At 63.3% G+C, this 23,193-nt stretch carries 31 protein-coding genes; 19 read left to right on the top strand and 12 right to left on the bottom strand.

Annotated features, from left to right (window positions below; genetic code table 11):
- Positions 1-5: 5 nt before the first annotated feature.
- Both NNZ72_RS14115 and parA read right to left on the bottom strand, forming a co-directional pair.
- The gene (locus NNZ72_RS14115) at positions 6-479 is read right to left on the bottom strand and encodes a hypothetical protein (RefSeq protein WP_257315959.1); all 474 of its coding nucleotides are present in this window, start codon (positions 477-479) and stop codon (positions 6-8) included.
- Positions 421-1,095 carry a ParA family partition ATPase gene (gene parA / locus NNZ72_RS14120; protein ID WP_257315960.1) on the bottom strand — a complete coding sequence of 225 codons (675 nt, stop codon included), beginning with the start codon at positions 1,093-1,095 and terminating at the stop codon, positions 421-423. The genes NNZ72_RS14115 and parA overlap by 59 nt, the downstream gene beginning before the upstream one ends.
- Positions 1,096-1,238: 143 nt before the next feature.
- Here parA and NNZ72_RS14125 point away from each other — a divergent pair, with 143 nt between their 5' ends.
- Positions 1,239-1,934 carry a hypothetical protein gene (locus tag NNZ72_RS14125; RefSeq protein WP_257315961.1) on the top strand — a complete coding sequence of 232 codons (696 nt, stop codon included), beginning with the start codon at positions 1,239-1,241 and terminating at the stop codon, positions 1,932-1,934.
- Positions 1,935-2,030: 96 nt separating this feature from the next.
- A complete protein-coding gene (locus NNZ72_RS14130; protein WP_257315962.1) occupies positions 2,031-2,462 on the top strand; it encodes a hypothetical protein in 432 nt (143 codons plus the stop codon).
- A 3-nt stretch (positions 2,463-2,465) separates the two neighbouring features.
- Here NNZ72_RS14130 and NNZ72_RS14135 read toward each other — a convergent pair whose 3' ends face one another.
- Complete coding sequence (locus NNZ72_RS14135) at positions 2,466-2,705, bottom strand: hypothetical protein (RefSeq protein WP_257315963.1); 240 nt, start codon at positions 2,703-2,705, stop codon at positions 2,466-2,468.
- A gap of 116 nt (positions 2,706-2,821) precedes the next feature.
- Positions 2,822-3,010 (bottom strand): hypothetical protein, encoded by a 189-nt coding sequence (locus NNZ72_RS14140; protein ID WP_246225473.1) that lies wholly within the window; start codon positions 3,008-3,010, stop codon positions 2,822-2,824.
- A gap of 633 nt (positions 3,011-3,643) precedes the next feature.
- Between NNZ72_RS14140 and NNZ72_RS14145 the strand changes: the two genes are divergently transcribed.
- The 3 genes from NNZ72_RS14145 (at position 3,644) to NNZ72_RS14155 (ending at position 5,361) form a co-directional block, all read left to right on the top strand.
- Entirely contained in the window at positions 3,644-4,549 is a 906-nt protein-coding gene (locus NNZ72_RS14145) for an ArdC family protein (protein WP_257315964.1), read from the top strand.
- Positions 4,550-4,777: 228 nt separating this feature from the next.
- On the top strand, positions 4,778-5,047 hold the full coding sequence (locus NNZ72_RS14150) for a type II toxin-antitoxin system RelE/ParE family toxin (RefSeq protein WP_306766310.1): 270 nt from the start codon (positions 4,778-4,780) through the stop codon (positions 5,045-5,047).
- Positions 5,044-5,361: a helix-turn-helix domain-containing protein gene (locus NNZ72_RS14155; protein ID WP_166956369.1), complete on the top strand. Its 318-nt coding sequence runs from the start codon at positions 5,044-5,046 to the stop codon at positions 5,359-5,361. The genes NNZ72_RS14150 and NNZ72_RS14155 overlap by 4 nt, the downstream gene beginning before the upstream one ends.
- Before the next feature lie 114 nt (positions 5,362-5,475).
- On the opposite strand, the gene NNZ72_RS14160 is transcribed toward NNZ72_RS14155, so the two are convergent.
- Together NNZ72_RS14160 and NNZ72_RS14165 are read right to left on the bottom strand one after the other, a co-directional pair.
- A complete protein-coding gene (locus NNZ72_RS14160; RefSeq protein WP_257315966.1) occupies positions 5,476-5,817 on the bottom strand; it encodes a hypothetical protein in 342 nt (113 codons plus the stop codon).
- Complete coding sequence (locus tag NNZ72_RS14165) at positions 5,798-6,235, bottom strand: hypothetical protein (RefSeq protein WP_257315967.1); 438 nt, start codon at positions 6,233-6,235, stop codon at positions 5,798-5,800. The genes NNZ72_RS14160 and NNZ72_RS14165 overlap by 20 nt, the downstream gene beginning before the upstream one ends.
- A 616-nt stretch (positions 6,236-6,851) precedes the next feature.
- On the opposite strand from NNZ72_RS14165, the gene NNZ72_RS14170 reads away from it, so the two are divergent.
- From NNZ72_RS14170 to NNZ72_RS14185, 4 genes are all read left to right on the top strand, one after another.
- A complete protein-coding gene (locus NNZ72_RS14170) occupies positions 6,852-7,085 on the top strand; it encodes a hypothetical protein (protein WP_257315968.1) in 234 nt (77 codons plus the stop codon).
- A 54-nt stretch (positions 7,086-7,139) separates the two neighbouring features.
- Positions 7,140-7,379: a hypothetical protein gene (locus NNZ72_RS14175; RefSeq protein ID WP_257315969.1), complete on the top strand. Its 240-nt coding sequence runs from the start codon at positions 7,140-7,142 to the stop codon at positions 7,377-7,379.
- A complete protein-coding gene (locus NNZ72_RS14180; RefSeq protein ID WP_257315970.1) occupies positions 7,376-7,720 on the top strand; it encodes a hypothetical protein in 345 nt (114 codons plus the stop codon). The genes NNZ72_RS14175 and NNZ72_RS14180 overlap by 4 nt, the downstream gene beginning before the upstream one ends.
- A 111-nt stretch (positions 7,721-7,831) precedes the next feature.
- Positions 7,832-8,080 carry a hypothetical protein gene (locus NNZ72_RS14185; RefSeq protein ID WP_257315971.1) on the top strand — a complete coding sequence of 83 codons (249 nt, stop codon included), beginning with the start codon at positions 7,832-7,834 and terminating at the stop codon, positions 8,078-8,080.
- An 8-nt stretch (positions 8,081-8,088) separates the two neighbouring features.
- Here NNZ72_RS14185 and NNZ72_RS14190 read toward each other — a convergent pair whose 3' ends face one another.
- Together NNZ72_RS14190 and NNZ72_RS14195 are read right to left on the bottom strand one after the other, a co-directional pair.
- Positions 8,089-8,397, bottom strand: a complete 309-nt coding sequence (locus tag NNZ72_RS14190; protein WP_257315972.1) for a hypothetical protein — start codon at positions 8,395-8,397, stop codon at positions 8,089-8,091.
- Positions 8,398-8,410: 13 nt separating this feature from the next.
- Entirely contained in the window at positions 8,411-10,036 is a 1,626-nt protein-coding gene (locus NNZ72_RS14195) for a type IV secretory system conjugative DNA transfer family protein (RefSeq protein WP_257315973.1), read from the bottom strand.
- 112 nt (positions 10,037-10,148) lie between these two features.
- Between NNZ72_RS14195 and NNZ72_RS14200 the strand changes: the two genes are divergently transcribed.
- The 7 genes from NNZ72_RS14200 to NNZ72_RS14230 all read left to right on the top strand — a co-directional run bounded on the left by NNZ72_RS14200 (position 10,149) and on the right by NNZ72_RS14230 (position 14,793).
- The gene (locus NNZ72_RS14200; RefSeq protein WP_257315974.1) at positions 10,149-10,955 is read left to right on the top strand and encodes a hypothetical protein; all 807 of its coding nucleotides are present in this window, start codon (positions 10,149-10,151) and stop codon (positions 10,953-10,955) included.
- Positions 10,955-11,311, top strand: coding sequence for an ankyrin repeat domain-containing protein (locus NNZ72_RS14205; RefSeq protein WP_257315976.1), 357 nt, complete (start codon positions 10,955-10,957; stop codon positions 11,309-11,311). Before NNZ72_RS14200 ends, NNZ72_RS14205 begins: the two co-directional genes overlap by 1 nt.
- Positions 11,312-11,404: 93 nt before the next feature.
- On the top strand, positions 11,405-11,731 hold the full coding sequence (locus NNZ72_RS14210; RefSeq protein ID WP_257315977.1) for an ankyrin repeat domain-containing protein: 327 nt from the start codon (positions 11,405-11,407) through the stop codon (positions 11,729-11,731).
- 410 nt (positions 11,732-12,141) lie between these two features.
- Positions 12,142-12,492, top strand: coding sequence for a plasmid mobilization protein (locus NNZ72_RS14215; protein WP_257315978.1), 351 nt, complete (start codon positions 12,142-12,144; stop codon positions 12,490-12,492).
- Positions 12,489-13,931, top strand: coding sequence for a relaxase/mobilization nuclease domain-containing protein (locus NNZ72_RS14220; protein WP_257315979.1), 1,443 nt, complete (start codon positions 12,489-12,491; stop codon positions 13,929-13,931). Before NNZ72_RS14215 ends, NNZ72_RS14220 begins: the two co-directional genes overlap by 4 nt.
- 19 nt (positions 13,932-13,950) lie before the next feature.
- Complete coding sequence (locus NNZ72_RS14225) at positions 13,951-14,289, top strand: hypothetical protein (RefSeq protein ID WP_257315980.1); 339 nt, start codon at positions 13,951-13,953, stop codon at positions 14,287-14,289.
- 108 nt (positions 14,290-14,397) lie between these two features.
- Positions 14,398-14,793 (top strand): hypothetical protein, encoded by a 396-nt coding sequence (locus NNZ72_RS14230; RefSeq protein WP_257315981.1) that lies wholly within the window; start codon positions 14,398-14,400, stop codon positions 14,791-14,793.
- Between the two features lie 81 nt (positions 14,794-14,874).
- Here NNZ72_RS14230 and NNZ72_RS14235 read toward each other — a convergent pair whose 3' ends face one another.
- From NNZ72_RS14235 to NNZ72_RS14250, 4 genes are read right to left on the bottom strand one after another with little or no spacing between them, the layout of a single operon-like run.
- On the bottom strand, positions 14,875-15,987 hold the full coding sequence (locus NNZ72_RS14235) for an ABC transporter permease (RefSeq protein ID WP_257315982.1): 1,113 nt from the start codon (positions 15,985-15,987) through the stop codon (positions 14,875-14,877).
- Between the two features lie 4 nt (positions 15,988-15,991).
- A complete protein-coding gene (locus NNZ72_RS14240; protein ID WP_257315984.1) occupies positions 15,992-17,122 on the bottom strand; it encodes an ABC transporter permease in 1,131 nt (376 codons plus the stop codon).
- A complete protein-coding gene (locus NNZ72_RS14245; protein WP_257315987.1) occupies positions 17,119-18,900 on the bottom strand; it encodes an ATP-binding cassette domain-containing protein in 1,782 nt (593 codons plus the stop codon). Before NNZ72_RS14245 ends, NNZ72_RS14240 begins: the two co-directional genes overlap by 4 nt.
- Complete coding sequence (locus NNZ72_RS14250; protein WP_257315988.1) at positions 18,897-19,895, bottom strand: HlyD family secretion protein; 999 nt, start codon at positions 19,893-19,895, stop codon at positions 18,897-18,899. Before NNZ72_RS14250 ends, NNZ72_RS14245 begins: the two co-directional genes overlap by 4 nt.
- Before the next feature lie 447 nt (positions 19,896-20,342).
- Between NNZ72_RS14250 and NNZ72_RS14255 the strand changes: the two genes are divergently transcribed.
- The 3 genes from NNZ72_RS14255 to NNZ72_RS14270 are packed head-to-tail and all read left to right on the top strand — an operon-like array spanning position 20,343 to position 23,172.
- A complete protein-coding gene (locus NNZ72_RS14255; protein WP_257315989.1) occupies positions 20,343-21,251 on the top strand; it encodes an alpha/beta hydrolase in 909 nt (302 codons plus the stop codon).
- Positions 21,251-21,994, top strand: coding sequence for a TetR/AcrR family transcriptional regulator (locus NNZ72_RS25470; RefSeq protein ID WP_306766311.1), 744 nt, complete (start codon positions 21,251-21,253; stop codon positions 21,992-21,994). Before NNZ72_RS14255 ends, NNZ72_RS25470 begins: the two co-directional genes overlap by 1 nt.
- A gap of 14 nt (positions 21,995-22,008) precedes the next feature.
- Positions 22,009-23,172, top strand: coding sequence for an FAD-dependent monooxygenase (locus tag NNZ72_RS14270; protein WP_257315990.1), 1,164 nt, complete (start codon positions 22,009-22,011; stop codon positions 23,170-23,172).
- Positions 23,173-23,193 lie beyond the last annotated feature (21 nt).

A 23,193-nucleotide genomic window follows, 5' to 3' on the forward strand; every position in this document is an offset into this window, starting at 1 on the left:
GATGGCTAGGCGCGGCCGGCGTCCTCTTCCAGCTCGGCCGTGCGACGCTCGATAAAGGCGCGAACCTCATCGACCATCTTCCGCTTCGTCATGGCGCAGGCGGTCTTGAACCGGGTGTGGGCCGGCTCCGACAGGTCGATCGTCAGCCGCACGACGGAGCCGGAAATCCGTGTTTCCGTGTTCACGGATTTCCGGGGTTCAGGCTTTGCGGCGATCTGTGAATCCGTATCGGCAGGTTTCTGTGAAGGCGGGTTTCCGTGTTCACGGGATTCCGCCTCTGCGGGAATGCGGGTTCCCACATTGTCGTGTTCACGGCCTTCCGCGTTCACGCCTGCACGGCTTTCCGCATTGGCGGCTTTCCGTGTTTCCGTGTTCACGGAAGGAGAAGCCCTGCCGGTTTCCTCGAAAGCGGCGATCTGCTCAGGCGTCGGCTGCCTGACGGGCTTTTTCAGGTCCGCGAATGTTTTCGTGCTCGCCATAACGCAACAACTCCTTCACCAGTCGTTCAATGTCCTTTGCAGCCTCGCTTTTTGCCGCCCACTCGAAGATCGTCCGGCCTGCCGTCAGCGCCTCTGCGAAGGCGACGCGGTTCTGGATCTCCGTGCGGAGGATCTGAATGCCGGCGTCGGCGGCGTAGGCTTTGGCCTCGCGGCCGATCACCGTGTTTGCCTGTTTCCGTGAAACCAGAAACACGGCTTCGAGCTGTTCCTTCAGCGCCCGGCCGTTGTTGACGGCCTCGATCGTTTCGGTTGCCGCCCACAGGGAGGGGCCGCCCGGCTCGATCGGAATGACGACGAGGTCGGAGGCGATCACGACCGAATGCGCGATGTCCTTGCCGCGCGCCGGACCGTCGATGATGGTGTGCGTATAGTCGGCGGCCATCGCCATCGCGTCGCGCGCCATCTTCGGGCGCGGCAGCGAGGCGACGACGAAGGGTGTCGTCTCGCGCAAGCTGGCCCATTGCGCGGAGGTCTGCTGCGGATCGGCGTCGATCAGCAGGACCTTGTGGCCGGAGCGGGCGAGACGAGCGGCCGTGTTGACCGCGAGAGTAGTTTTTCCGACGCCGCCTTTTTGATTGAGGAATGAAATAATCATACCGATATTCTACGGCGGTCATGCGGAAACACGGAAACAAAGAAAAAATTCTATCCACATGACCCAGCTTGCCATAATTCTACTTCTTGAAGATTCCTCGATGCGCGAATGCTGATCGTCTACAATTGCGGCGGAGGATAGTGATGCCCGATATCGACGATCATGATGCCGAATGGCGGGAACGCCCGCAGGACGACCCGCGCTACGTCGCAGCGGCGAAGGCAGCCCGCGAGGCGTATCTGGCCGCGCATCCGCCTGTCGATTGCTGGATCGACTCGGTTCAGACGATTGACCTCTATCTGGAAGGCCGGCACCGCGCCCGCGTCTTTCCGCGCAAGGCACGGGCCGACATCTTCGATGAAAACGGCAACACGACAGCTACCGTCACCTATCTGCGATCGGAGACGGCATTCGGCGCTGTCGAAGGCCACCTTCGCGTCGGACATATTGCCGAGGTGCGCGACGACAGCAACGAGGGCGGCGGAGAGATCAGCCGTTTCCTTCGCAAACAAGCGGAGAAAGATGCCGCGAATTTCCGTTCAGCCTGTCCGCCTCCTGATGAGGCCGCCCACTATTTGCAGGAGGCCATCCGCGCCTCGAAGTCTTTCGGCGGCGAAGAAATTCCGGCGGCACGCAAATGGCGCGACCTGATCGGCGACGCCCTGGACGCGATCGCCGCCAACGACCGCGCTGCCGCCCACGGCATCGTGCTCACGGCGCTATCCGGCATGGACGAGGATGCCCTCTTTGACTGGCAGATGGCCTGGGTTGACTGCGCCCGCGCCGCAGAGGCGCTGCGCAGGGATTTGGAGAAGGCAGGCGGCGAAAGCCGGGGCTAGAAGCCCCGCGCTGGATATTACACGCTTCGACGAGTGCTGATAAAAGCAGAACGGTCGTTGATTGATAATCGAGGCGATCAAGAGGGGAGTTTAGTCATGCGATACAACGAGCTTTTAATTGATGAACGTCTAGATGAAATCGATGACGGACCGTTCCAGATCACCATCGAAACAATTTTCGACGACGAATCGTGTTCGGTTGATTACTTTATTCGAATCATGAAACCCGATAATTCGCCTTTGTGCGTTCTTAGCCTTCGGGGAACCGTCACCAACCCTCTTGATGTTAGTGCGGTAGTCACGGTGGCAGCCGGTTACTACGGCATCTGTGTCGCCAGTGGTATGTTGGGCGCGGTCGGCAAAGCTGCCTTTCAGTCGTATGAGGCAGCCAAGAAAGAGATGCCAGAAGCATCGCGCACGGATAAAGCTCGGCGCGTCTGGAAAGGGACTCTCGAAAAGAAATCCGAACTGAAGGCCGAAGCGGCGAAGTCGCTAACGGGTTGCGTTACGAAAATTTTCGGGGCCTAGCCATCAAGGGGCGGATGGCGCTGTCGGCTTTAGCATATAGCCCGCGACGCGATAGCCCAATCCGATGCCCTGATAGACAGTCGGCACGGACAAAATGAAGAGCGTAGCGGAGAGGCTAAACGGCAGAGCAGCAACTCCCATAAGCACCGCTGAACCGACGAACCAGGGATTGACCATTCCAATGATGCCATCAGCGCGGCGATTGAACTTTTCATTCAATTGATGGCGAGTTTCTATTTTCATATTGCAGCCCTTTGTTGTTTTTCTTGGACGCATTCATCTTACCACGACGCGCGGGTAAAGTCCGATTTACCGCAATGTTTCATCCACAGGCCCTGGTCGAGATGGGAAAGGCGGGGCTAGAAGCCCCGCGCTCCCGCCGTCATCGCCAGCGCCCGCGAGATATTCTCGATGCTGGCGAGGCCGTTGCGGCGCTCCGGCGTGCCGGTGGCGGTGCGGGCCAGAGCCTGCGACGCCTGCCGGAACAGGGCGTGCAGTTCCGTCTCGGTGCGCTGTTGCAGTTCGGCGATGGTCAGTAAGCGGTTCATGAGTTCCTCCACTCTGTTGCGACCGGCTTGATTGCCGGCCTTGTGAATGACCCCGGCGTCGGGATGGACGGCGCGCATGCGAAAAAACCGAGGGGAATCGCCCGCCTGCAACCCTTGTGGTGAAGGCAGGGGATACGGGGCTTTTCGCTTGCGCGGGGAACGGACAGACCGGCGCACATTCACAGCAGGACCGGCAGGAAAGGCAGGTCGTGAACACGGGTTCGGAAGGGACTCGGGAAGCGATTGCTGATCTTTGTTGAACAGGACAGGGCAGCGGCAGGGAACGGGCGCGCCCGCGTTGCGGCCAGGCTCGCAGGCTTCGCCCGGAACCGACCACGGGCCGTTTCCGCCATCCGGTTTTGATCCTTCGCGCGAAGAATAGCGGTGCCGGCCTTGCCGGCGCTTTGACACGCGGGCCGGTGCCCGCCGTCAGAAGACGGGGGCTTGCAGCCCCCCTTCGTCAAGGACTGGACGCAAGCGCAGCGCGCCGGGTTTCCCCGGCCTTCCGCGCCTTCGGCTTGTGCAGGCCGGGTGATCCCCCTCCCGGCGCACTGGTCCTTGTCGATCTCCCCCCGCTCATTGGCGCGGGCCTAGTCCGGTTGCATGCGCAACCGAAAAACTAGGAGAAGATCAATGAAATCAGACGTTTATCAACGTGTAACCGACAGCATCGTGGCCGAACTGGAAAAGGGCGTGCGCCCTTGGTTCAAGCCGTGGAACGCCGAGCACACCGCAGGGCGCATTACGCGCCCGCTACGCGCCAACGGCATTCCCTATCGCGGCATCAACATCCTGTTGCTGTGGGACTCAGCCATCATGCACGGCTTCACCGCGCCGCTGTGGATGACCTACAAGCAGGCGCAGGAGATGGGCGGACAGGTGCGGAAAGGCGAGAAGGGGAGTCTTGTCGTTTACGCCAACACCATCACCAAGACCGAGCAGGACGAGGCGACCGGCGAGGACGTGGAGCGGGAAATTCCGTTCATGAAGGGATACACCGTTTTCAACGCCGAGCAGGTGGACGGGCTGCCCGCGCATTTCTACGCCGTGCAGGCCCCGGCGCTCGACCCCGTGCAGCGCATCGACAGGGCGGAGGCTTTCTTTGCCGCCACCGGCGCGGAGATCAGGGAAGGCGGAGACCGCGCCTATTACACCGCCGCCGGCGACTATGTGCAGATGCCGCCCTTTGTCGCGTTCGCGCAGCCGGAAGGATTTTACGCCATCTTGGCCCATGAGCTGACTCACTGGACGAAGGCCCCGCAGCGCCTCGGCCGTGATCTTGGCCGCAAGCGTTGGGGCGATGAAGGCTATGCGATGGAGGAACTTGTCGCCGAGCTGGGCGCGGCTTTCATCTGCGCCGATCTGGCGCTGACGCCGGAGCCACGCGCCGAACACGCCGCCTATATCGGATCGTGGCTGAAGGCGCTGAAGGATGACAAGCGCGCCATCTTCACCGCCGCCGCCCATGCGCAGCGTGCCGCCGACTATCTGACCGGCTTGCAGCCGCAGGAGGCGGAGGAAGAAAAGGCGGCCGCGTGAGCAGCTACCGACCTGCGCGCAGGGCCAAAAAAATCGCGCCGCCGGGCATTCCGGCGGCGTTTCCGCTTGCGGCGACCGACGAAAAATTGCCGCCCGGCATCGGGCCGGGCGGCGGCGCGCTGCGCGCGGGCAGGCAGCACTTGCAAAATATTGCAAAAATGGTATATTCTGGTAATGGAGTGGTCAGTCGAGTTCTTGGATGCGGATGTAAGGGCGGAGCTTTCCGCCTTGCCGCGCGACATCCGGGCGAGTTTCGAGCGAATCGTTGGGCTGATCCAGTCTCATGGCCTGGAAAGGATGCGAGAACCCTACATCAAGCATCTGGAAGGGCCGCTTTGGGAAATGCGCATGAAGGGCAAGGATGGCATTGCCCGCGCCGCCTATGTCACGGCAACCGGACGCCGGGTGGTTGTCGTCAGGGTATTCCCGAAGAAGACCCAGAAGACGCCCCGGCGCGAAATCGAGCTGGCCCTGAAACGGGCGAAGGAGGTTCTATGAGCCGCAAGTTCATCCCGGTCGAGGAGGCTTTCGCCGAATGGCGGAAAGACCCCGAATACATGGCCGAATACGACGCGCTGGAGGAGGAGTTCGCGCTTGCCTCCGCGCTGATCCGCGCACGCGGCGAAGCCGACATGACGCAGGAGGAAGTGGCGAAGGCTATGGGCACGACCCAGGCCGTTGTCGCCCGGCTTGAAAGCGGGCGCACCATGCCTTCGACCCGGACGCTGCAACGCTTCGCCAAGGCCACGAAGTCCCGGCTGCGCATCAGCTTCGAGCCGGATACGTCCGACTCCGCTCCGGCGGGCCGATAGTCCCGATGGCTGAACCGAAAACCGCGAGGCCATCGCCGCCGGGCTGACGGTGCTCTATTCGCCATGGTGGTGACGAAAACGCTGCGGCGGCCGTCCGGCCGCCGCAGCTACATTTCAGAATGGTATCCCGTCAGGGTCGGGATCATCGTCATCAGGCGACCGGTCGATGATGACTGGCGAGCCGAAGATCACGACGGTGCCGGCGTCTTCGGCCTCTCGCTTTGCGTCGGCCTCGATCTCCCGGAACTGCCGCTCCAATTCCTCAATCCCCGTCCTGAGCGCAATCATCCAGAACGCCTGATCGTCCGCTATCGCGGAGCCGAGGAACGACGCCGCCCGGTCGGAGAGGGCCGGCGGGATCGTCACCGTCAGCATGGCGAGCGTGGAAGCGGGCTTTCGGGCCGGCTTCGCCGCCGGCCCGGATTTCTTTCGCTTGTCAGTGGAGCGTCGAGCCATCGGGCGCTCTCCTTTCCACCGGGGCAAAGAGGAGAGGATGACGGCCTTCACGGCACGCCTCGAACTCCTCATCCAGTCGGGCTACCAGCATTCCCGACAGATAGCGCAGCGCGTCCGCCATAGCGGTCGGATCGTCGAGGTCGAGGGGTTCCCCGACCAGATGCAACCCGCCGCGACGGCTTCTCCGTTCGAGGCGGCCGAGGAACGCGAGCGCGATCAGACCTGCCTCGTTGACGTGGATCACAACGGGTTTGTCCTTGGTCCCGTCGCCATCGTCCGCAGCCACCGATTGCCGAACCTGCATCTCCGCAGCTTCAAATTCGGCCACCCGCGACGGCATGGGACGCTCGCCGCGACGCATGCGGCAGGCCAAGCAGTCGGGGTTGCCGCAGTCACGGTTTTCGAGATCGTCTGACATGGTGCAACTCCTTTCGTTCGAGCTGCATCCCATATGAAGCACGTCGCGCCGCCGGTCGTGGTCACTAACTGGTCACGCCATCGGTGCCGTGCGGTCTCGATTTTCCAGAACGCACTTTTTCGGTGAGCCTCCAAGCCGTTGATACGCTTGGGCTTTACGCCCCCTATTTCCCAGAATGGTTGTTATCACATCAGCGATAGAGGACTCTGGCCGTATCATTTCCGGCATTTCGATGCCCGGCCGGACAGCCCTTCCGCCGCTCCGCGCGACCACGGCTGCCGATGTTTTCCGGGTCCGCGCTTTGTCCTCGATCCCCGCGACATGACGGACATTCCCGATCATGGTTTCGCGGCCGGACGGCGGTGTCGTCGTTTCAGAGTGCCTGTGACGCTGCCTTGCGCGTTGGGTTTGCCTCGACTTTTCACGCCATAACCTGACCGGGCGCGCGTCCGGTTCAAGGCCCTTCGGCCCTTCGGGTGATGCCCCGGTATCCCCGACCTTCCTGCGTGCAGGCCGGGCGATTCCCCTCCGGCGCATCAGCCGTGAACCCGCCGCTTCTCCGCCCGCTCAAACGGTTGGCGTGTCGAGATCAACCCAAGCGAAAGGAGCTTACATCATGGCACGTAACGACCAACAGAACCGCCGCCCCGCCCGCGAGAACCGCAGCCCGGCCTACATCGCCTGGCACGTCGCGGGGAACGAGGACAAAGCCTTCTGGACCCGCATCGGCGCGGCGTGGACCCACCAGGACGGCGAAGGGCTGACCCTACAGCTCGATCTGGTTCCGGTGAACGGCGGCCGCATCGTCCTCCGCTTCCCGAGTGAAAACAACAACGGAGCGGGCGCGTAAGCGCCCCTCCCACAAACGGCCCGCTACGGCCCAACAACAAGAGGAGTTCTAGACATGGAAAATCACGACCCTATTACGCAGCGCATTGGCAATTTCAGTGTTTGCATGGATGTTATCGACGGCGATCTGCAAATCCGCGTTTATCCGGTAGGAGCAGACGGCCAAACGTGGGACTACCCCGTCGATACTTTCGATGTGCGGGCCGCAGATTGTTCCCTTGATGGCAACGGTGAGCCTGACGACGACCGTCGCGCGGTCAAGCATTTCAACGACGAGACCGGGGGCGCGTCATGACGCGCTCCCTCATCGAGGCCGACAAGCGCGAGGGTTTCTTGCGTGCAACCGGCGGGTTCTCCCGCGCGGGCGAGCGCTGGACCGAACGCGCCGCGCGCGGCATGACCGACGCGGAGCTTGCCGAGGCGCTGGCGTTCGAGCTGGGCATCTTCGGTGGATCGTGCGGCCCCGGTGCGCTGCATCTGACCTTTCAGGGCGCGGGCCTGAAGATCTGGATTTCGTGGGAAATCCACAATCACGTCACCACGAAGCCGACCTTCGAGGGCAAGAGCACCATCGCAATGGCCCGCCTGATCTACGGCATCAAAGACCCTGCCGACAAGCAGCTTGCCCTCTTTTGAGGGCAGGCTTTCGATCCCTCCAGTAGCGTCCGCGCTAAAAGTGATACCTAAGCAATCTCACGTTGATTATGATATATTATAACGTATCATCAATTGAGTGAGGAAATACATATGGCAATGTCAAGTAAATCAGCCCGCTACGATCTGATAGTCTTCGAGAATTTCGAGCATAACGGCCAGAAGCGCAGCCGCGCTTTCCGTGTCGGCAGCGCGGTGACGACCGCCAAGGGGACCGCCCTCTATATCCCGGCCGGCATTTCCATCACCGGCCGGGTTCTGCTGGTGCCCGAGAAAACCCCTCTCAACGAGGTGGACGTTCTCGAAACCTACCAGTCCGCCGCCGACGCCTTCGGCGTCTGACGGCCGCGTCAGCGCAGGGTGAACGGCGAGCATCCGTCCCGGCGGTCGGCCGCCATGCCCTTTTTCATGCCGGTGATCCCGACATAATCGCAGCTATAGGCGCGCTCGGGCGTGCAGCGCCCGATGGAGCAGCGATAGGTCACGAGCATATGCGGCGTGCCGAAGATCAGGCCCCCCGCGACGAGCGCCGCGAGCGTCCAGAACCGGACGCCGAGACGGGCATCGAGCCAGTCCGCAGCAGCTATGCTGCGCTGCTGCCATTCCGGCTTGGGCTTGTCGCCCTTCGCCGAGTCCACTTTCACCTTGAAGTCGGGCATCGGGATTCTCCTTTCAGTAGTAGCTCAGGCGGAATGACGGCTCCGGGCGCGGATGCGCGCCCTCGACCGGATTGGGTGCGGCCCACTCGCCCCACGGCGCGACATTCCAGAACGGCACGCGCACCGCGCGGATCGGCGGCAGGGACTGGATCAGCAGCAGTTGCTCCCCCGTCCCCATCAGACGAATTTCATCGGGCGACATCAGCGGCCGGGCGGCCTCGCCCCGGCTCACGCCGGGATCGTCGTCCTCCTTGCGGCCGAGATTGATGGAGGTCGTCTTGACCGTCCGCTGCCCGAGCGCGTCCGACAGCATCTTCGCCAGGCCCAAATCCTGGACCGCGAAGAACTGCCGGACTTCCGCCTGCGACAGGATGGTGTTGGTCGCTGCCGTGCCGTAGACGACGCGCAACTGATCGAGCGATTGCACGATCATCCACACGCGCACGCCCAGCCCCGGCAGCAGCGTCAGCGCGTCCGACAGGCCCGCGAGCTTGCCCATGTTGGCGAACTCATCGAGCATGAACAGCACCGGCGTATTGCCGGGCTGGCGCGCGACCGCCGCGATGGCCTGCCGGGCGAGAAGCCCGAGCCACATGCCATGCGTGGCGACGCGATCGGGCGGGATGACCAGATAGACGCTGACCTTCCCGGTCTTCATTTCGGCGAAGGAGAAGTCCGACGCCTCGACGCTCCCCGCCAGCCAGCCGGCGGGGTCGAAGATCGAAACGGTCTGCCGCGCGCCTTCCGCGAAGCTCTGGAAGCTCTCGGGACTTTTCTCGATGGCACCGGCGATGTCGTCGGCGAGGTCTGCGACCACGCCGCCGAGCACATCCGATCCGGCCATTTCGACCAGCGCCGCATCCAGCCTTCGGCTGTTCTGAAGGAGCCGCCACAGCTCCGGCAGGGTGCATCCCTCCGGCTGTCCGCGCGTCGCCAGATGCAGCATCAGAGCGCGCAGCAGCTTGCGGCTGCCCTCCCGGAAGAAGCGGTTGCGCGCGTCCTCCGGCTCGGGGAGTAGTTGCAGCGCCAGCGCCGCGACTTCCTCCGTCAGCCCACGCCGGCCGGCTTCGTCGTTGTAGAGATCGACCAGATAGGCGAGCGGGTTGAAGCGGTGCTGCGGCAGCCCGTGCAGGCCCCACGGGTTAAGGATGACGACCTTTTGCCCGAAGCGGCTTTGACGGTGCCCGGCGGTGACGCCGGCCAGCTCGCCCTTCGGATCGGTCACGAAAACACTGCCCTGCCAGTGCAGCAGGTTGGGCACGACGACCGAGATTCCCTTGCCCGAGCGGGCCGGAGCCACGGTCAACAGATGCGCCTTGCCCTTGTGGAACAGCATGCGGCCGTCGAGCGCGCCGAGGAACAGGCCCGAAGGATCGGTCAGGCCCGCACCCGCCGCCGCGTCGCCGTTCAGCCACGCCGCCGTGCCGTAGACGCCGCTTGGCGTATCCGCTTCCTTGCGGCGGCGATCGCGCTCCAGCTCTCCGCGCAGGCGATCCGCGCCGGCAATGAGAGAGATCGCGCTGACCGTGCCGAGTGCCCATGTCGCGGCATCGTTCGGCACCGACCACGCCCCCCAGGCGCAGCCGGCGGCCACCAAAAACGCGCCCCACGGCGACGGATGCTGCGGATTGTTAGCCATGACCGTTTTCCTTTCCGCGCCCGTGTGAGAAAGTGCCGGGGCGTAGTCGGGAGAAAGCCAGAAATCAGACGCCTGCGATTGCGCACAAACTGGTCACGGTATGGAGAACGCGGTGGAGGCGAGGACACCTCCGACAGTCACGTTCTATGACGACGCGGAGCGCGGCCGCATCCGCGCCGCCCTGCGGCGTTACCTTGCGCAAAATGGAATCGGTGCGCCGAAGCTCCGCGATCTGATCGCGGACGCCAATGGCCTCGCCTTCAGGAAGGACGGCGGCGAACCCATCGCCCTGAGCACCGTTCAGCGTTTCATCACCGGAAAGCATCGTGTGAACGACAGCTTCGTCCGCCTGTGCGCCCGCTTCGCCGAGGGCCTGCCGGGCGATGATCCGGTCGCGGTCTTTGGCGAACAGTTGACGGCCTTCCTCGGCGTTCGGCGCGGCGAGGGCGAATTTCCGCCCGTGCCTGCGGAGGTCGCCGGATCATATACGTGCCACGCAAAGCGCGCCCTGCCGACCGGCCAGCTTCTGCGGCTCTTGCCCAAGGGCAATCCCGCAGACCTGGTGCCGTTCTCGCGAATTGAGATCGACCTGATTCCGGACCGCCCCTTCGCGTCCATCCGCGAAACCATCGAGAATTGGGGAGCCGCCGCGCCTACCGCCGCCGACATCAAACTGGAGACGCCGCCACGCCGCTCTTACGTGGGGATCGTCGCCTGCCCCGAAGGTTTGCTGTTTGCCCTCATGCGTAATGTCACCACCGGGATGCCGCGCGTCTATTGGCTGGCCCAAACCGGCGGCAATGGCCTGGGCGGCTACGGGCACGAATCCATCTCCAATCTCGACAGCGGAGAGGCAATCGAGCGAGCCGTCCACACGACCACTCAAGTCGCGCTCTCCCTGGCGAAGGAGGCTGTCTGATGGCCGAAACTCCCCAGCCGAAGCCGCGCTCTGCCGGCAACGACGAAACGCTCACCCCGGACTACAATCAGCTCATGCTGCGGTGTGCCTACGCTGCCGACATCAAGGGCGTGGTCGAAGCGCTCAAGGCGGGTGCGGACGTGAATGCCACCGACCCGTTCATGGGACTGACGGCCCTCCACATTGCGGTCAGCACCAACAATCTGAGCTTGACCCGCATTCTGGTCGAGGACTGGCATGCTGCGTTCAAAGCCGACGCTGCGGGCCGGTGGCCGACCCTGATCGCCGCCGAAGCCGAAGTCGATGACGCCCTGTCGGATTATATTGTTGAGGCCGAGGCGGAATTTATTGGATAGAATTTTCACGTCAGATCAGTAATTTATAATATTAAATTGATATTTTCTGTAAAATAATATATACATACTCTACATTTTCGGAATGGAGGATATGTGAAAGATACTGGATTGAGCATTAAATTATTGCGTTCGGCCTACAGTGCAGAAAACAAGACTGTCATTAACCTTCTGAAATCTGGCGCGGACGTGAACGCCACAGACCCGTTCATGGGACTGACGGCTCTCCACATCGCTGTCAGCACCAACAATCTGACCTTGACCCGTATCCTAGTCGAAGACTGGAACGCCGCGTTCAAGGCCGATGCCACTGGACGGTGGCCGACGCTCATTGCTGCCGAAGCCGAGGTCGATGACGCCCTGTCCGACTATATCGTGGAGGCCGAAGCCAAGGCATACTGTGCCAACTGTAGCCCTGCGTGACCAGTTTTTGACCAATGGCACTAAGTTCTGTAAATTGTTTGGGAATTTGAGCGGCGCATACAGGCGTATGTCATCTTAAGCCGTTCCTAAACTTGATCCCCCATACTGAAATCTACACCTACTGAGCGTTGCAAGATGTGCGCGGATTATCCGCGCCATCTTGGCAAGGGGGCTTTAGCCAGCCCCCGTTGCATCCCCCGGCATTGCCCGGCGGGCGGCATCGAGCCTTGCCGTGCAACGCAGCGTATCCCGCTGCACCGGACCGAAGGAGCCTTCGTGCTCCCTCTGGACACCCATCGACCGGGAGGGAGGATATTGCCTCTCCCTCCTGGACCACCCATGCACCAGCGCCCCGGCGCTGGACCCGGCCGGGGACACCGTGCCCCCGGACCCGCGAAAGGAGGTGCGCCGTGGCCAGTGGCAGCGAGTCCCGCCAGCGCCCGATCATGCTGGCGGCACGCTTCAACGAACAGGAAGCCGAAGCGATCCGGCAAATGGCCGATCGCGCGGGTATCCCCGTGGCTTCCCTCATTCGCTCCGCGACGTTGAGCCTGCCGCCGCCGCATGCCGTCCGGCGTCCCACGGCCAGCCACACGCTGACCGCCCGTCTGCTCGGCGAGGTCGGCCGCCTTGCCGAAACCCTGCATGCGGCCGGCGCGGCGGGCACGCTGGATTTGGACAATCCGCATGTCGCCGCCGCGCTGCGGGACATCGCCGAGATACGCACCGCCTGCTTCCTGGCCCTCGGGAGGCAGCCATGATCCTCAAGGGCAGCCAGCGGGCCGGCGGCGCGGATCTCGCCACGCACCTGTCGAACGAATACGACAATGAGCGTGTCGAGATCGCGCAGGTGCGCGGGACCGCCGCCCGCGACCTTCACGGCGCGCTCGCGGAATACGAGGCGGTGGCGGCCGGCACCCGCTGCAAGGAGCCGCTTTACAGCCTTGCCATCAACCCGTCCTCGCCTCTGTCCCGCGAGCAATACATGGCGGCCATCGACCATATCGAAGGCAAGCTGGGCCTGACCGGCCAGCCGCGCGCCGTGGTCTTCCATGTGAAGAACGGCCGCGAGCATTGCCATGTCGTATGGTCGCGCATCGACCTCGACAACATGCGGGCGATCGGCCTCAGCCACGACCGCATGAAGCTCCGCACCTGCGCCCGGGAGCTGGCCCATGCCTACGGCTTGTCCCTGCCTGCCGGCCTTGCCGAGGATCGCGGCGACGCCCGGTTCGAGAAGAACCGCGACGTGACCTTCGCCGAGAAGGCGATGGCCGAGGCATCCGGTCTCACACCGGAGCAGCGACGCAGCGAGATCACCGTCCTGTTCCGGGCGTCCGACAGTGCGGAAGCCTTCCGCGCCGGACTGGAACGGGCGGGCTATGTGCTGGCCCAGGGTGAGCGCCGTGCCTATGTCGTCGTGGACCGGGCCGGCCACGTCCATGCCCTTGCGCGTCAGATCGACGGCGCGAAGACCAGAGACGTGAAAGCCCGCCTTGCAGACCTGCCGGCCGAGAGGCTGCCGACCGTCAACGCGGCGCAGGCGCAGCAGGTCGCGCGCCAGCAGGCCGTCGATGAACGGCTGCGCGAGAAGGCCCGTGCGCGTGGCGCGAAGTCGGCGTCGGACCTGAAGGCCAAGCAGGAAACCCGTCGCCACCGTCAGATCGAGGGAAAGCGCCAGCAGCTTGCCGTCACCCATGCCGCCGAGCGCATCGCGCTTCATGCCGCCCACAAGGCCGAGGAAGGAAAGCTATTCAACATCATCGCCGGCAGGATGTTCGCGCTGTTCGAGCGCGTTCCCGCCCTGCGGTCGGTGATCGCGCATCTCCGCCGCAATCCGGCGATCAATGCCGCCGAGCGGCATCGCCTCGAGGACGAGGCGCTGGATCGCCGGCACGACCGGGAGCGCCATCAGATCGACCGGCGCGCGGTCGCGCTCGACAAGATCGAGGCCCGCGAACGGCGAAGCCTTGTCCGCGATCTTGTCAGGCAGGTGCGCGTCGAGGATCAATTGCGCGAGGCGCAGAGCGAGCAGCGCGAGCGCGAATTGCGTCAGACGGCCCGCGATATCACGGCCGAAAAGCCTGACAATGAACAGCGCACAACGACAGACGATCGACGTGCCCGCATGCAGGAACGGCTTGAACAGGCGCGGCAAAAACCGTCAGGCCCGCAGCGCGGCGGACCGGGATGGGAATAGTCCAAAGGAGAAGAACAGCATGAGCGACGATCAATATGAGGAAGACCGCCTTGCCGCACTCAAGGAGCGGTGGCGCGCGGAAGCCGAAGGGCCGGACCACCGCAGCCTGCAAGCCCGATTCGGGCCGGGATCGTTCGGCTGCCACGAGGCGGTTCACACCACCCTGCTGGTCGTGGAATTGATCGAGCGGCAGTTGGCGAACCACAGCGCCGTGCTGCTCGATCCGTTCTGGTATAGGAGCGTGCGCGAGGCGCAGGCGATACTCCATCACGCCTACAGCGCCGCCGCGCAGATGCACCTGGACGCGCCGCTACCGACCGGCGACCGCCCGAACCTGACGCTTGTTCCGAAGGACTGACTTTGCCGGCGATGTAGCATCCTATGAGTGCCAGCCGGCGCGAGAAGGAAGTGGAGCGGTTCCTCCCCATTCGTTTGGCCTCATACAAAACCAACAAAAAGAAAGGCGATGGCGATGACCGATATTCCTTACCCGCTTTGCAGACCGGAAGAATATGACCCGTTGGACCTCCGAAAACGGCCGAGCGCGATTGATCTGTTCAAGGTCGGGGATGCTCCCATGATGGGGCAATTCGTGGAGGCCGCGAAAAAGACCCGCGACTCTATCGTGCCGGCGGACCTGATCGACCAGCTATCGCGGACGAGCGGGAGCGACATGGGAGCATGGCTCGATCGGAACCGTGAATCCATCACCCTCGCGCTGAATGTGCTGGACTGCTGGAAGTCGTATATGGACGGCGGGTTCCTGAACGACGACGAGTTCGTCGGCGAAACGCTCGCTCATTTCGCCGAGGCCGGCGGCTGGTATGTTGATCCCGAAACTGGTGAAGGGGTCATCATATAGTGCGCTCGTCTCACCTATGCAGGAAATAATGCTTGGAAGCTACGTCGTCGGTAAGAGCGAATGAGACTTGACGGCGGTAATTCAAGCCATCCGATTCCGGAACAGCCATGCGGCGAGTGGCAGGGTGACGGCGGCGACGGCGAGCAGTGGCACGAAGTTGGACGCCACATCCGCGAAGGTGGCACCTTCGAGATAAACGCGGCGCACGAGGTCGACGCCGAAGCGCAGCGGGTTCACATAGGTGGCGACCTGCAGGATCGCCGGCATATTGCGTACAGGCGTCAGCAACCCGGATAGCAGCATCAAGGGCATGACCAGCATGAAGGTGTAGAGCATGGCCTGCTGCATGGTCAGCGACACCGCCGATACCGACAGGCCGATGCCGACGGAAGCCAGCGTGAACATGGCGAGCCCGAGATAGAGCAGCCAGACCGAGCCGTTCATCGGAATCTGGAACCAGAACAGGATGATCAGGAAGATGAGGGTCGACTGGAGGATGCCGACCAGCATGGACGGCAGCGCCTTGCCGATCAGAATCTGCAACGGCGTCATCGGTGTCACCAGCAACTGGTCGAACGTGCCCTGTTCGCGCTCACGGGCGACGGACAGCGCCGCCAGCATGAGCGTCTGCATCATGCTGAGTGCCGCGATCAGCGCGGGCATGATGTTCCAGCGGGATTCGAGGTTCGGATTGAACCAGGCGCGGCGGACGATCGTCAGTGAAGAGGTGTTGCCGAGTGACTGGTTGTAGGCGGTGACGATCGAGCTGACATAGGCCGAGGCGAGGCCAGCGGTGGAGGAGTTGCGGCCGTCGAGGATGAGCTGCAACGGCGCTTGCTGGCCGGAAGCCAAGCGCTGCTGGAAATCCGAGGGGATACCGATGACGAGCAGCGCATCGCCGCTGTCGATCATCTCCGCAATCTGATCGGATGATGTCAGCGACGCGACGCGACGAAACACGCCAGTTCCATCAAGGCGGGCCAGCAGTTCGGTGGAGGCCGCGCTCCTGCTCTGGTCGAGCACGACATAGGGTGCATTGGTGAGGTCGTATGTCGCGCCGTAACCGAACAACAGCGCCTGCATGATCGCCGGAGCGAAGAGCAGCGTCCGGTTCGCCGGGTCCTTGACCAGCGCCAGCAGTTCCTTGCGGATGAGCGACAGCACTTGCGCGATATAGGTGATCAGTCTGGCCATCGCGTCAGTCCAGCTTCTTGGCGAGCGACCTGCGCGACAGCGCGATCAGCACAGTGGCGTAGAGCGCGAGGATGGCGCAGTTGCGCAGGATGTCGGGCCAGTAGTCTCCGGCCATGAATAGCGTCTTGATCAGTCCCATGAAGTGAGTAGCCGGCAGGACCTGGCTGATCACCTGGATGACCACGGGCATGTTGCGCAAGTCGAAGACGAAGCCGGACAGCATCATCGCCGGCATGAAGCTCGCCAGCAGCGCCATCTGGCTGGCGGCGAACTGGTTGCGCGTCGTGGCGGAGATGAACAGCCCGAGACCGAGCGACACCAGCAGATAGAGAAGCGACGAGACGATGATGATCCAGAGCGAGCCGCGCATCGGCACCTGGAACAGGTACTTCGCGGCGAGCAGGCACATGATCAGGTCGATGGCGCCGATGACGATGTACGGGGCGAGCTTGGCCAGAACCAGTTCCAGCGGCCTGACCGGGGTGACGAAGAGTGATTCCAGCGTGCCGCGTTCCCATTCGCGGGCCACGAGCAGCGAGGTCAGGAAGGCGCCGATCAGCGTCATGACCAGCACGATCAATCCCGGCACCAGATACCAGGTGCTTTCGCTCGCCTCGTTGAACCACATGCGCTGCACGATGGTGATGTTGGCCGCAGCGGCCGGCTTGTTGCCGCCCCGATCCACCTGCTGCTGGCCCGGCAGCGCGAGCGACCCGCCGACATACCCTTCGATCGCCGCCGCCGTATTGGAATCGACACCGTTGAGCAGCAACTGCAATTGCCCGTCGCCGGCGGCAAGACGCCGTGAGAAATCGCCCGGTACTCGCAGGATGGCGTCGGTCTGGCCGGCCCGGATCATCCGTTCGGCCTCGGCCATCGAGGACGCCCAAGTGGGCGCGATATAAGGCGAGCCGCGAAGGCCGGCGACAACGTTGCGCGCGGTCGGCGAACTGTCCTCCAGCACCACCGTCACACGGGCATCCTTCACGTCGAAGGAGAGGCCGTAGCCGAACAGCAGGATCAGCACGACCGGCAGCACAAGCCCGACGACCAGATTGCTGCGGTCGCGCAGCATCTGCCGGGTTTCCTTGCGTGTCAGCGCGACGAGACGAGTGGCGAAGCCGGATGCGCTCATGCCGCCCGCTCCTTGTCCTTTGCCTTGTTGTCACGGGCGGCGCGGCCCTGCTCGACGATGGCGATGAAGGCGCTGTTCATGTCGGTGCCGGCATCGCCCGCCTGCTTGCGCACCTCGCGCGGCGTACCCAGCGCCAGCATCTCGCCGGCGTCCTGAATGGCGATCCGGTCGCAGTATTCCGCCTCCTCCATGAAGTGCGTGGTGATAATGATCGTCACGCCGCTCATGGCGAGCGAGGTGATCGTGCGCCAGAAGGCGCGGCGGGCCAGCGGATCGATGCCGCTCGTCGGCTCGTCCAGGAACAGGATGTCGGGCTCGTGCAGAAGGCCTGTCGCCATGGCAAGGCGCTGCTTGTAGCCGGCGGGCAGGATGCCGCTCTGCGCGGCAGGATCGAGGTTGAACTGTTCGATCGAGGCGGAGACACGCTTGCGCAGTGCCTTGCCTCGCAAGCCATAGGCGCCGCCGAAGAACTCCATGTTCTCGCGCACGGAAAGATTGCCGTAGAGCGCGAATTTTTGCGACACATAGCCGATGCGGCCGCGGGCCTCGGCGCGTGCGTTGCGCAGGTTGAGGCCAGCCACTTCGAGATGGCCGCTGGTCGCCGGCAGGAGGCCGCAGAGCATGCGGAAGGTGGTCGTCTTGCCCGCGCCGTTCGGGCCGAGCAGCCCGAAGATCTCGCCCTGGGCGACATCGAAGGAGGTGCTGGCGACGGCGGTGAAGTCGCCGAACTTGCGCACGAGATCGCGTACGACGATGACGGGCTTGTCTTCATTGCGCCGGGGTTCCGGGGCTGCTTTGTCGGTCGCAGGTTTCGCCGCTGCCTCGCCGTCCTGCGCCTCGTGCTGGCGCAGCATCATCATGAAGGCGTCTTCCAGTTCCTCATCGCGCGGCTCGCTTTCGGCGTCGCGCAGAAGCTCACCGATTCGGGCTTCATCGGCGTCCTGCTGCCGGATGAAGCTGACATTGCCGCCTTTCGGCACGGCATCGACGATGAAGTCGGGCGCGTCGATCAGCCGGGCCTGAAGTTCGCGCGCCGGCATGCCGTCGGGCGTCGTCGCGGTGAAGGTCAGACCCCGCGCACGTTTCTTCAGTTCGTCGGGCGCGCCCTCTGCCAGCAGCTTGCCCTTGTTCATCACGAAAACCTGCGCGCAGCGCTCGGCCTCGTCCATATAGGCGGTGCTGACGATGACGCTGAGCTTCTCGTCGTCGATAAGCTGCTGCACGATTGTCCAGAGATCGCGCCGCGACAGCGGATCGACGCCGACGCTCGGCTCGTCCAGCAGCAGGAGGTCGGGCGAGCGGACGAGCGTGCAGGCAAGCCCGAGCTTCTGCTTCATGCCGCCCGACAGTTTTCCGGCCGGGCGCTCGGTGAAGCGCGCCATATCCGTCATTTCGAGCATGCGTGTGAAGCGTTGTTTCCGTTCGCCCTCGGGGACGCCGTGCAGGTCGGCATAGAGGTCGAGGTTTTCCTGAACGGAGAGGTCCTCATAGAGGCCGAAGCGCTGCGGCATGTAGCTGATGCGGTCCTGCACCGACTGCGGGTCGGCCGCGACGTCGATACCGAGCACGGAAAGCGAACCGGCATCAGGTTTCAGCAAACCGGCCATCATGCGCATGAGCGTGGTCTTGCCGGCGCCGTCAGGTCCGACCAGCGCCGTCAGTTCGCCGGCCCGCACCGACATCGAAATCCCGTCGATCGCGGCAACTTCGCCGCCATCAGGTCCTTTGAAGGTCTTGCGCAGGTTCTCGACCGAAACGGTAAGGTCTTGATCGCTCATGGAGCCGCCCTAGTCGACAGACGCACCGTGGCGGGTTGACCGAGACGCAGAACATTGTCGGCATCGGCGACGATGATCCTCACCTCATAGACGAGATTGGTGCGCAGCTCTTCAGTCTGCACCGATTTGGGCGTAAACTCCGCGACCGACGAAATATATCCAACCCTGCCGCTGATCGGTTGGTCAGGCTGGCTATCGATGAAAACACGCGCTTCCATGCCGGGCCTGATCCTGCCGAGATCGGCCTCCCTGACATAGACGCGCACCCATTTCGGCTCGGTCAGCGCCAGCGCGAACACCGCCGATGAGGAGGTCACCATGTCGCCGGGCTCGCGCAGCCGCGAACGCACGACGGCATCGACAGGGGCGCGAAGCTGACCCTGCTCAATCTGGTGGCGAAGAAGCGCAAGACTGGCTTCCGATGCCTTGAATTGCGCTTCGGCGCCAGCGATGTCCTCGGCGCGCGCGCCCGCTTGCGCGAGTGCGAGCGCTGCACGCAGCTCATTGACCTTCGCCTGGGCAGCCTGCGCGTCAGCGCGTCTCTGATCGACGGTCTGCTCGCTGATCGCACCACTCGCGGAACGCTGCAGGCTCGTCGCTCGAGCATAGTCCTGGTCGGCGCGCGTCGCCGCCGCCTCGGCTGATGCCAGTTGTGCGCGCGCCTGCTCGATCTCCTCTGGTCGCGATCCGTTGCGAAGTTTCGCGAGCGTTTGCCGCTGCGCCTCGACATTGGCCTCCTGCTGCTCGGCCTGAAGCGCCAGTGTCTTCGTGTCGAGAAGGCCGATGACCTGTCCGGCCTTGACGCTGTCGCCTTCTTCGGCCCGGAGCTCGGCGATCCGGCCGCTGCCGTCGAAAGCGAGCGACACCTGCCGGATGTCGACATTGCCGAAAACCGTCAGCGCGCTCGCATCGTCGGTATTCCGATGGTTCCACCAGTACCAGCCGCCTGCGGCGAGTGCGGCGATGAGTAGGACGATGACACGGGCTTTCTTCATGAGGCGGACTTTCGGCAACGCGGCTGAGCGGGCGACCAAATATGGACACTAAATTTAAATTGAATTTAGTCACAAAGATGGTTATTGTCGAGTCCTGTTTGCGAGGAGCCGCCTTTGCCGCACGCCTGCTCTCCCATCGTCGCGCCTGCGCCTCACATGCCCGGAGCGCCCCCCAACGCTGGAGCCGTGTCCGCATGCTGTGGTTCCTCCGGCCCGGAGGCAGCGCGGGCGCCGATCGGCATTCGCGGGCGGTCCTTGGGGCTGTCTTGCCGTGTATCCTTTCTGGTTCTTGCAACAGCGCTGGCAGGATGTGCGAGCCGGCCGGGGCCGGAGACGCTCAATCCTGTCGCGGCCCGTCCAACGGACACACAGGACATCGCCGTCTTCGCCGTGACGGATCGTTCCCTTTCGGGTACGCCGTCCGCTTTCGGTGGGGATCGTGGGGCTTTGACCTACGAGCAGTTCACGATGCAGACGGTCGGGCCGGCCGGTGCATCTGCGCCGTCGCGCGAAGGCGATCCGTCAAAGGACTTCATCACTGTCGGGCGGCGGGAGCACGACCGGAAAAGCTTCGAGGCGAGCGTCAGCCGCATGCGGCAAGCCGAAGGCAACAATGTGGTCGTCTTCGTCCACGGCTATAATTACAGTTATCAGGAGGCGGTGTTCCGGCTCGCCCAACTGAAGGCCGAGGCGGGCGCTCACGCTGTGCCCGTGCTGTTCTCCTGGCCATCGCAGGCCGATTTCAGGGGCTATGTCGCCGATCGGGATTCGACGACCTATGCCCGTGACGACCTCGTTCAGCTTCTCACGATGCTCAGCCGTTCGCGCTCTGGCGGTCGCGTGACGGTCGTCGGTCACAGCATGGGCGCGTGGCTGGTCATGGAAGCGCTGCGCCAGTTGCGGCTTCAGGGTCGGGGCGACGTGATCGCGCGGCTTCAGGTCGGACTTGCCTCCCCCGACATCGATGTCGACGTCTTCCGCAAGCAGGTGGCGATCGTCGGGCGGCTGTCGCCGCCGCTGACGGTGCTCGTCTCAAACGATGATCGCGCGCTGGCCGTGTCGAGCCGGATCACCGGCGGCAAGCCTCGCCTCGGCGCGGCCAAGGTGGACGATCCGGAAATCCAGAAGATTGCCGCGCTCAACGGCGTGCAGATCATCGATATCAGCACATTGCCTTCAAACGACGCCTTCAACCACGACCGTTTCGTGACCTTCGCCGCCCGCTATTCCACGGCGGAGCGGGACAGAACGGCGGGTGGCTTCCGGCAGGCCGGGGTCTTTCTGCTCGATACAACAGGCCGCATCCTGTCGGCGCCGTTCAACGGCACGGCGCAGATCATTGCGGGGGCACAGTGATGGTGTCGATAGAGGCCGGAGAGAAGCGTGAACCGGAACAAGTGGTCGCCATGAAGAAGACAGTTCGCACCCAGCGCACGGACGGGGGAGTGACCTATCACCGCATTCTCGACGCGGCGGGCGAGTTGTTTGCTTCGATTGGTCTCGCGGAAACGACAAACAAGATGATTGCGGCGAAAGCCGAAGTTGACCTTGCTTCGATCAACTATCACTTCGGCAGCCGCAATGGCCTCTATCAGGCGGTCCTGGTCGAGGCCCATCGACGGCTGGTCAGCATCGAGAGCCTTCAGCAACTGGTCTCAACCGATTTGCCGGCGCGCGAAAAACTGAGACTGCTCATCGAAATGCTGGTGGAGAGCGCGACCCTCGACCACGGCTGGCACGCGAGGGTTCTGAGCCGCGAGTTCTTGTCCCCGACCTCCAATCTTCAGGCGCTGCAGCGGAGCGAGATACCGGGCAAGTTTCCCTTCGTGCTCGCCATTCTGGCCGAGATCACAGCGATCCCATCCGGCGATCCGGCCCTGCTCCGTTGCTTGATCAGCGTCGTTGCCCCTTGCGCGATGCTTCTCGTCGTCGGGCGGAACGTCTCGGCCTTGGCAGACGAGATCCGTCACATGCCGCGCGAGGATCTGGTCGAGCATCTCTACAGCTTCGCGATCGCCGGACTGGAGGCGATCGGCAACTGTCAAGCGAGCCCCGACGCGCGGGGTTCCGCATCTGCCTCCAACGGCCACACTGACTAGAACGGAAAAGAACAATGAAACCACGTGCACTCGTCGTCGGACTCGGCATCGCCGGTATGTCCAGCGCCATCTCGCTCAAGAAGAACGGTTGGGAGCCGATCATCGTCGAACGCGCGCCTGAAAGGCGTACCGGCGGCTATTTCATCGGATTGAACGACATCGGGAAAGAGGCGGCCGAAAAGCTTGGAGTGACCGCAGGCATTCACGTCCGCACTCCCGAGAACTCGGAAAACTGGCACCTGACAGGAGACGGCAGCCGCGTGCGCGTCGCAGGCTTTGCCGACCAGCCCACCAAGCCCGCAACCCTTCTGCGCGGGGACATAGAGGCCGGGTTGTGGCAGGCGGTCGACGGCCAGATCGAGGTTCGCTTCGCCACCACCCCGATTGAGATTGCGGAGGGGGGTGAGCGGGTACACGTCCGGCTACGTCACGCCGACGAGGCCGAAACCGAAGAGACCTTCGACCTCGTAGTCGGCGCGGACGGCCTTCGCTCCACTGTGCGCAAGATGGTGTTCGGACCACATGAAGAATTCATGCATTCGCTCAATGCCATCATCTGCGCCTATCAGCTCAGCGGCCAGATTGAGACCTTCCGCCCGAGGGACGGCATCATCCTGAACGACGGCCCGCGCTCGCTATACGTATTTCCTCTCCAGGATCATACGCCAACAGCGCTCTTCAGTTACCGTACAGATGATATCGATGCGCAATTCAAGAAGCCCCCGGTCGAAACGCTTCGGGAGGCGTACAAGGACATGAAAAGCTCTGGCATTGTCGACGAGGCACTGAGCGATCTCGAAAGAGCTGGAAAGAACTATCTGTTCGATTCGGTGCACGAGGTCCGAATGCCGAAATGGCATAAGGGCCGCGTCGTGCTCGTCGGCGACTCCGCCTGGTGCCTGACGCTCTATTCCGGCGTCGGCGCTTCGATGGCGATGAAGGGCGGCTACGAGCTGGGCGAGGCGGTTTCCGTAACGAAGGGCGATGTCGCCACCGGACTGGCCAAATGGGAAGAAACGCTCCGTCCGATGGTGAAAAAGGAGCTGCGCCTCGTCTGGTTCAAGTCGCAGATTTTCGTTCCCACGAACGGGTTCATGTTCATCGTGCGCAGGCTCGTGCTGCGGCTCGGCGGCCGCTACATCGCCAAGCTCTCGCAAGGTCCCGGAGCGGCTGCATAGACACATCTACAAACGGTATGA

It is taken from the genome of Shinella pollutisoli, assembly GCF_024609765.1.
Lineage (GTDB): Bacteria > Pseudomonadota > Alphaproteobacteria > Rhizobiales > Rhizobiaceae > Shinella > Shinella pollutisoli.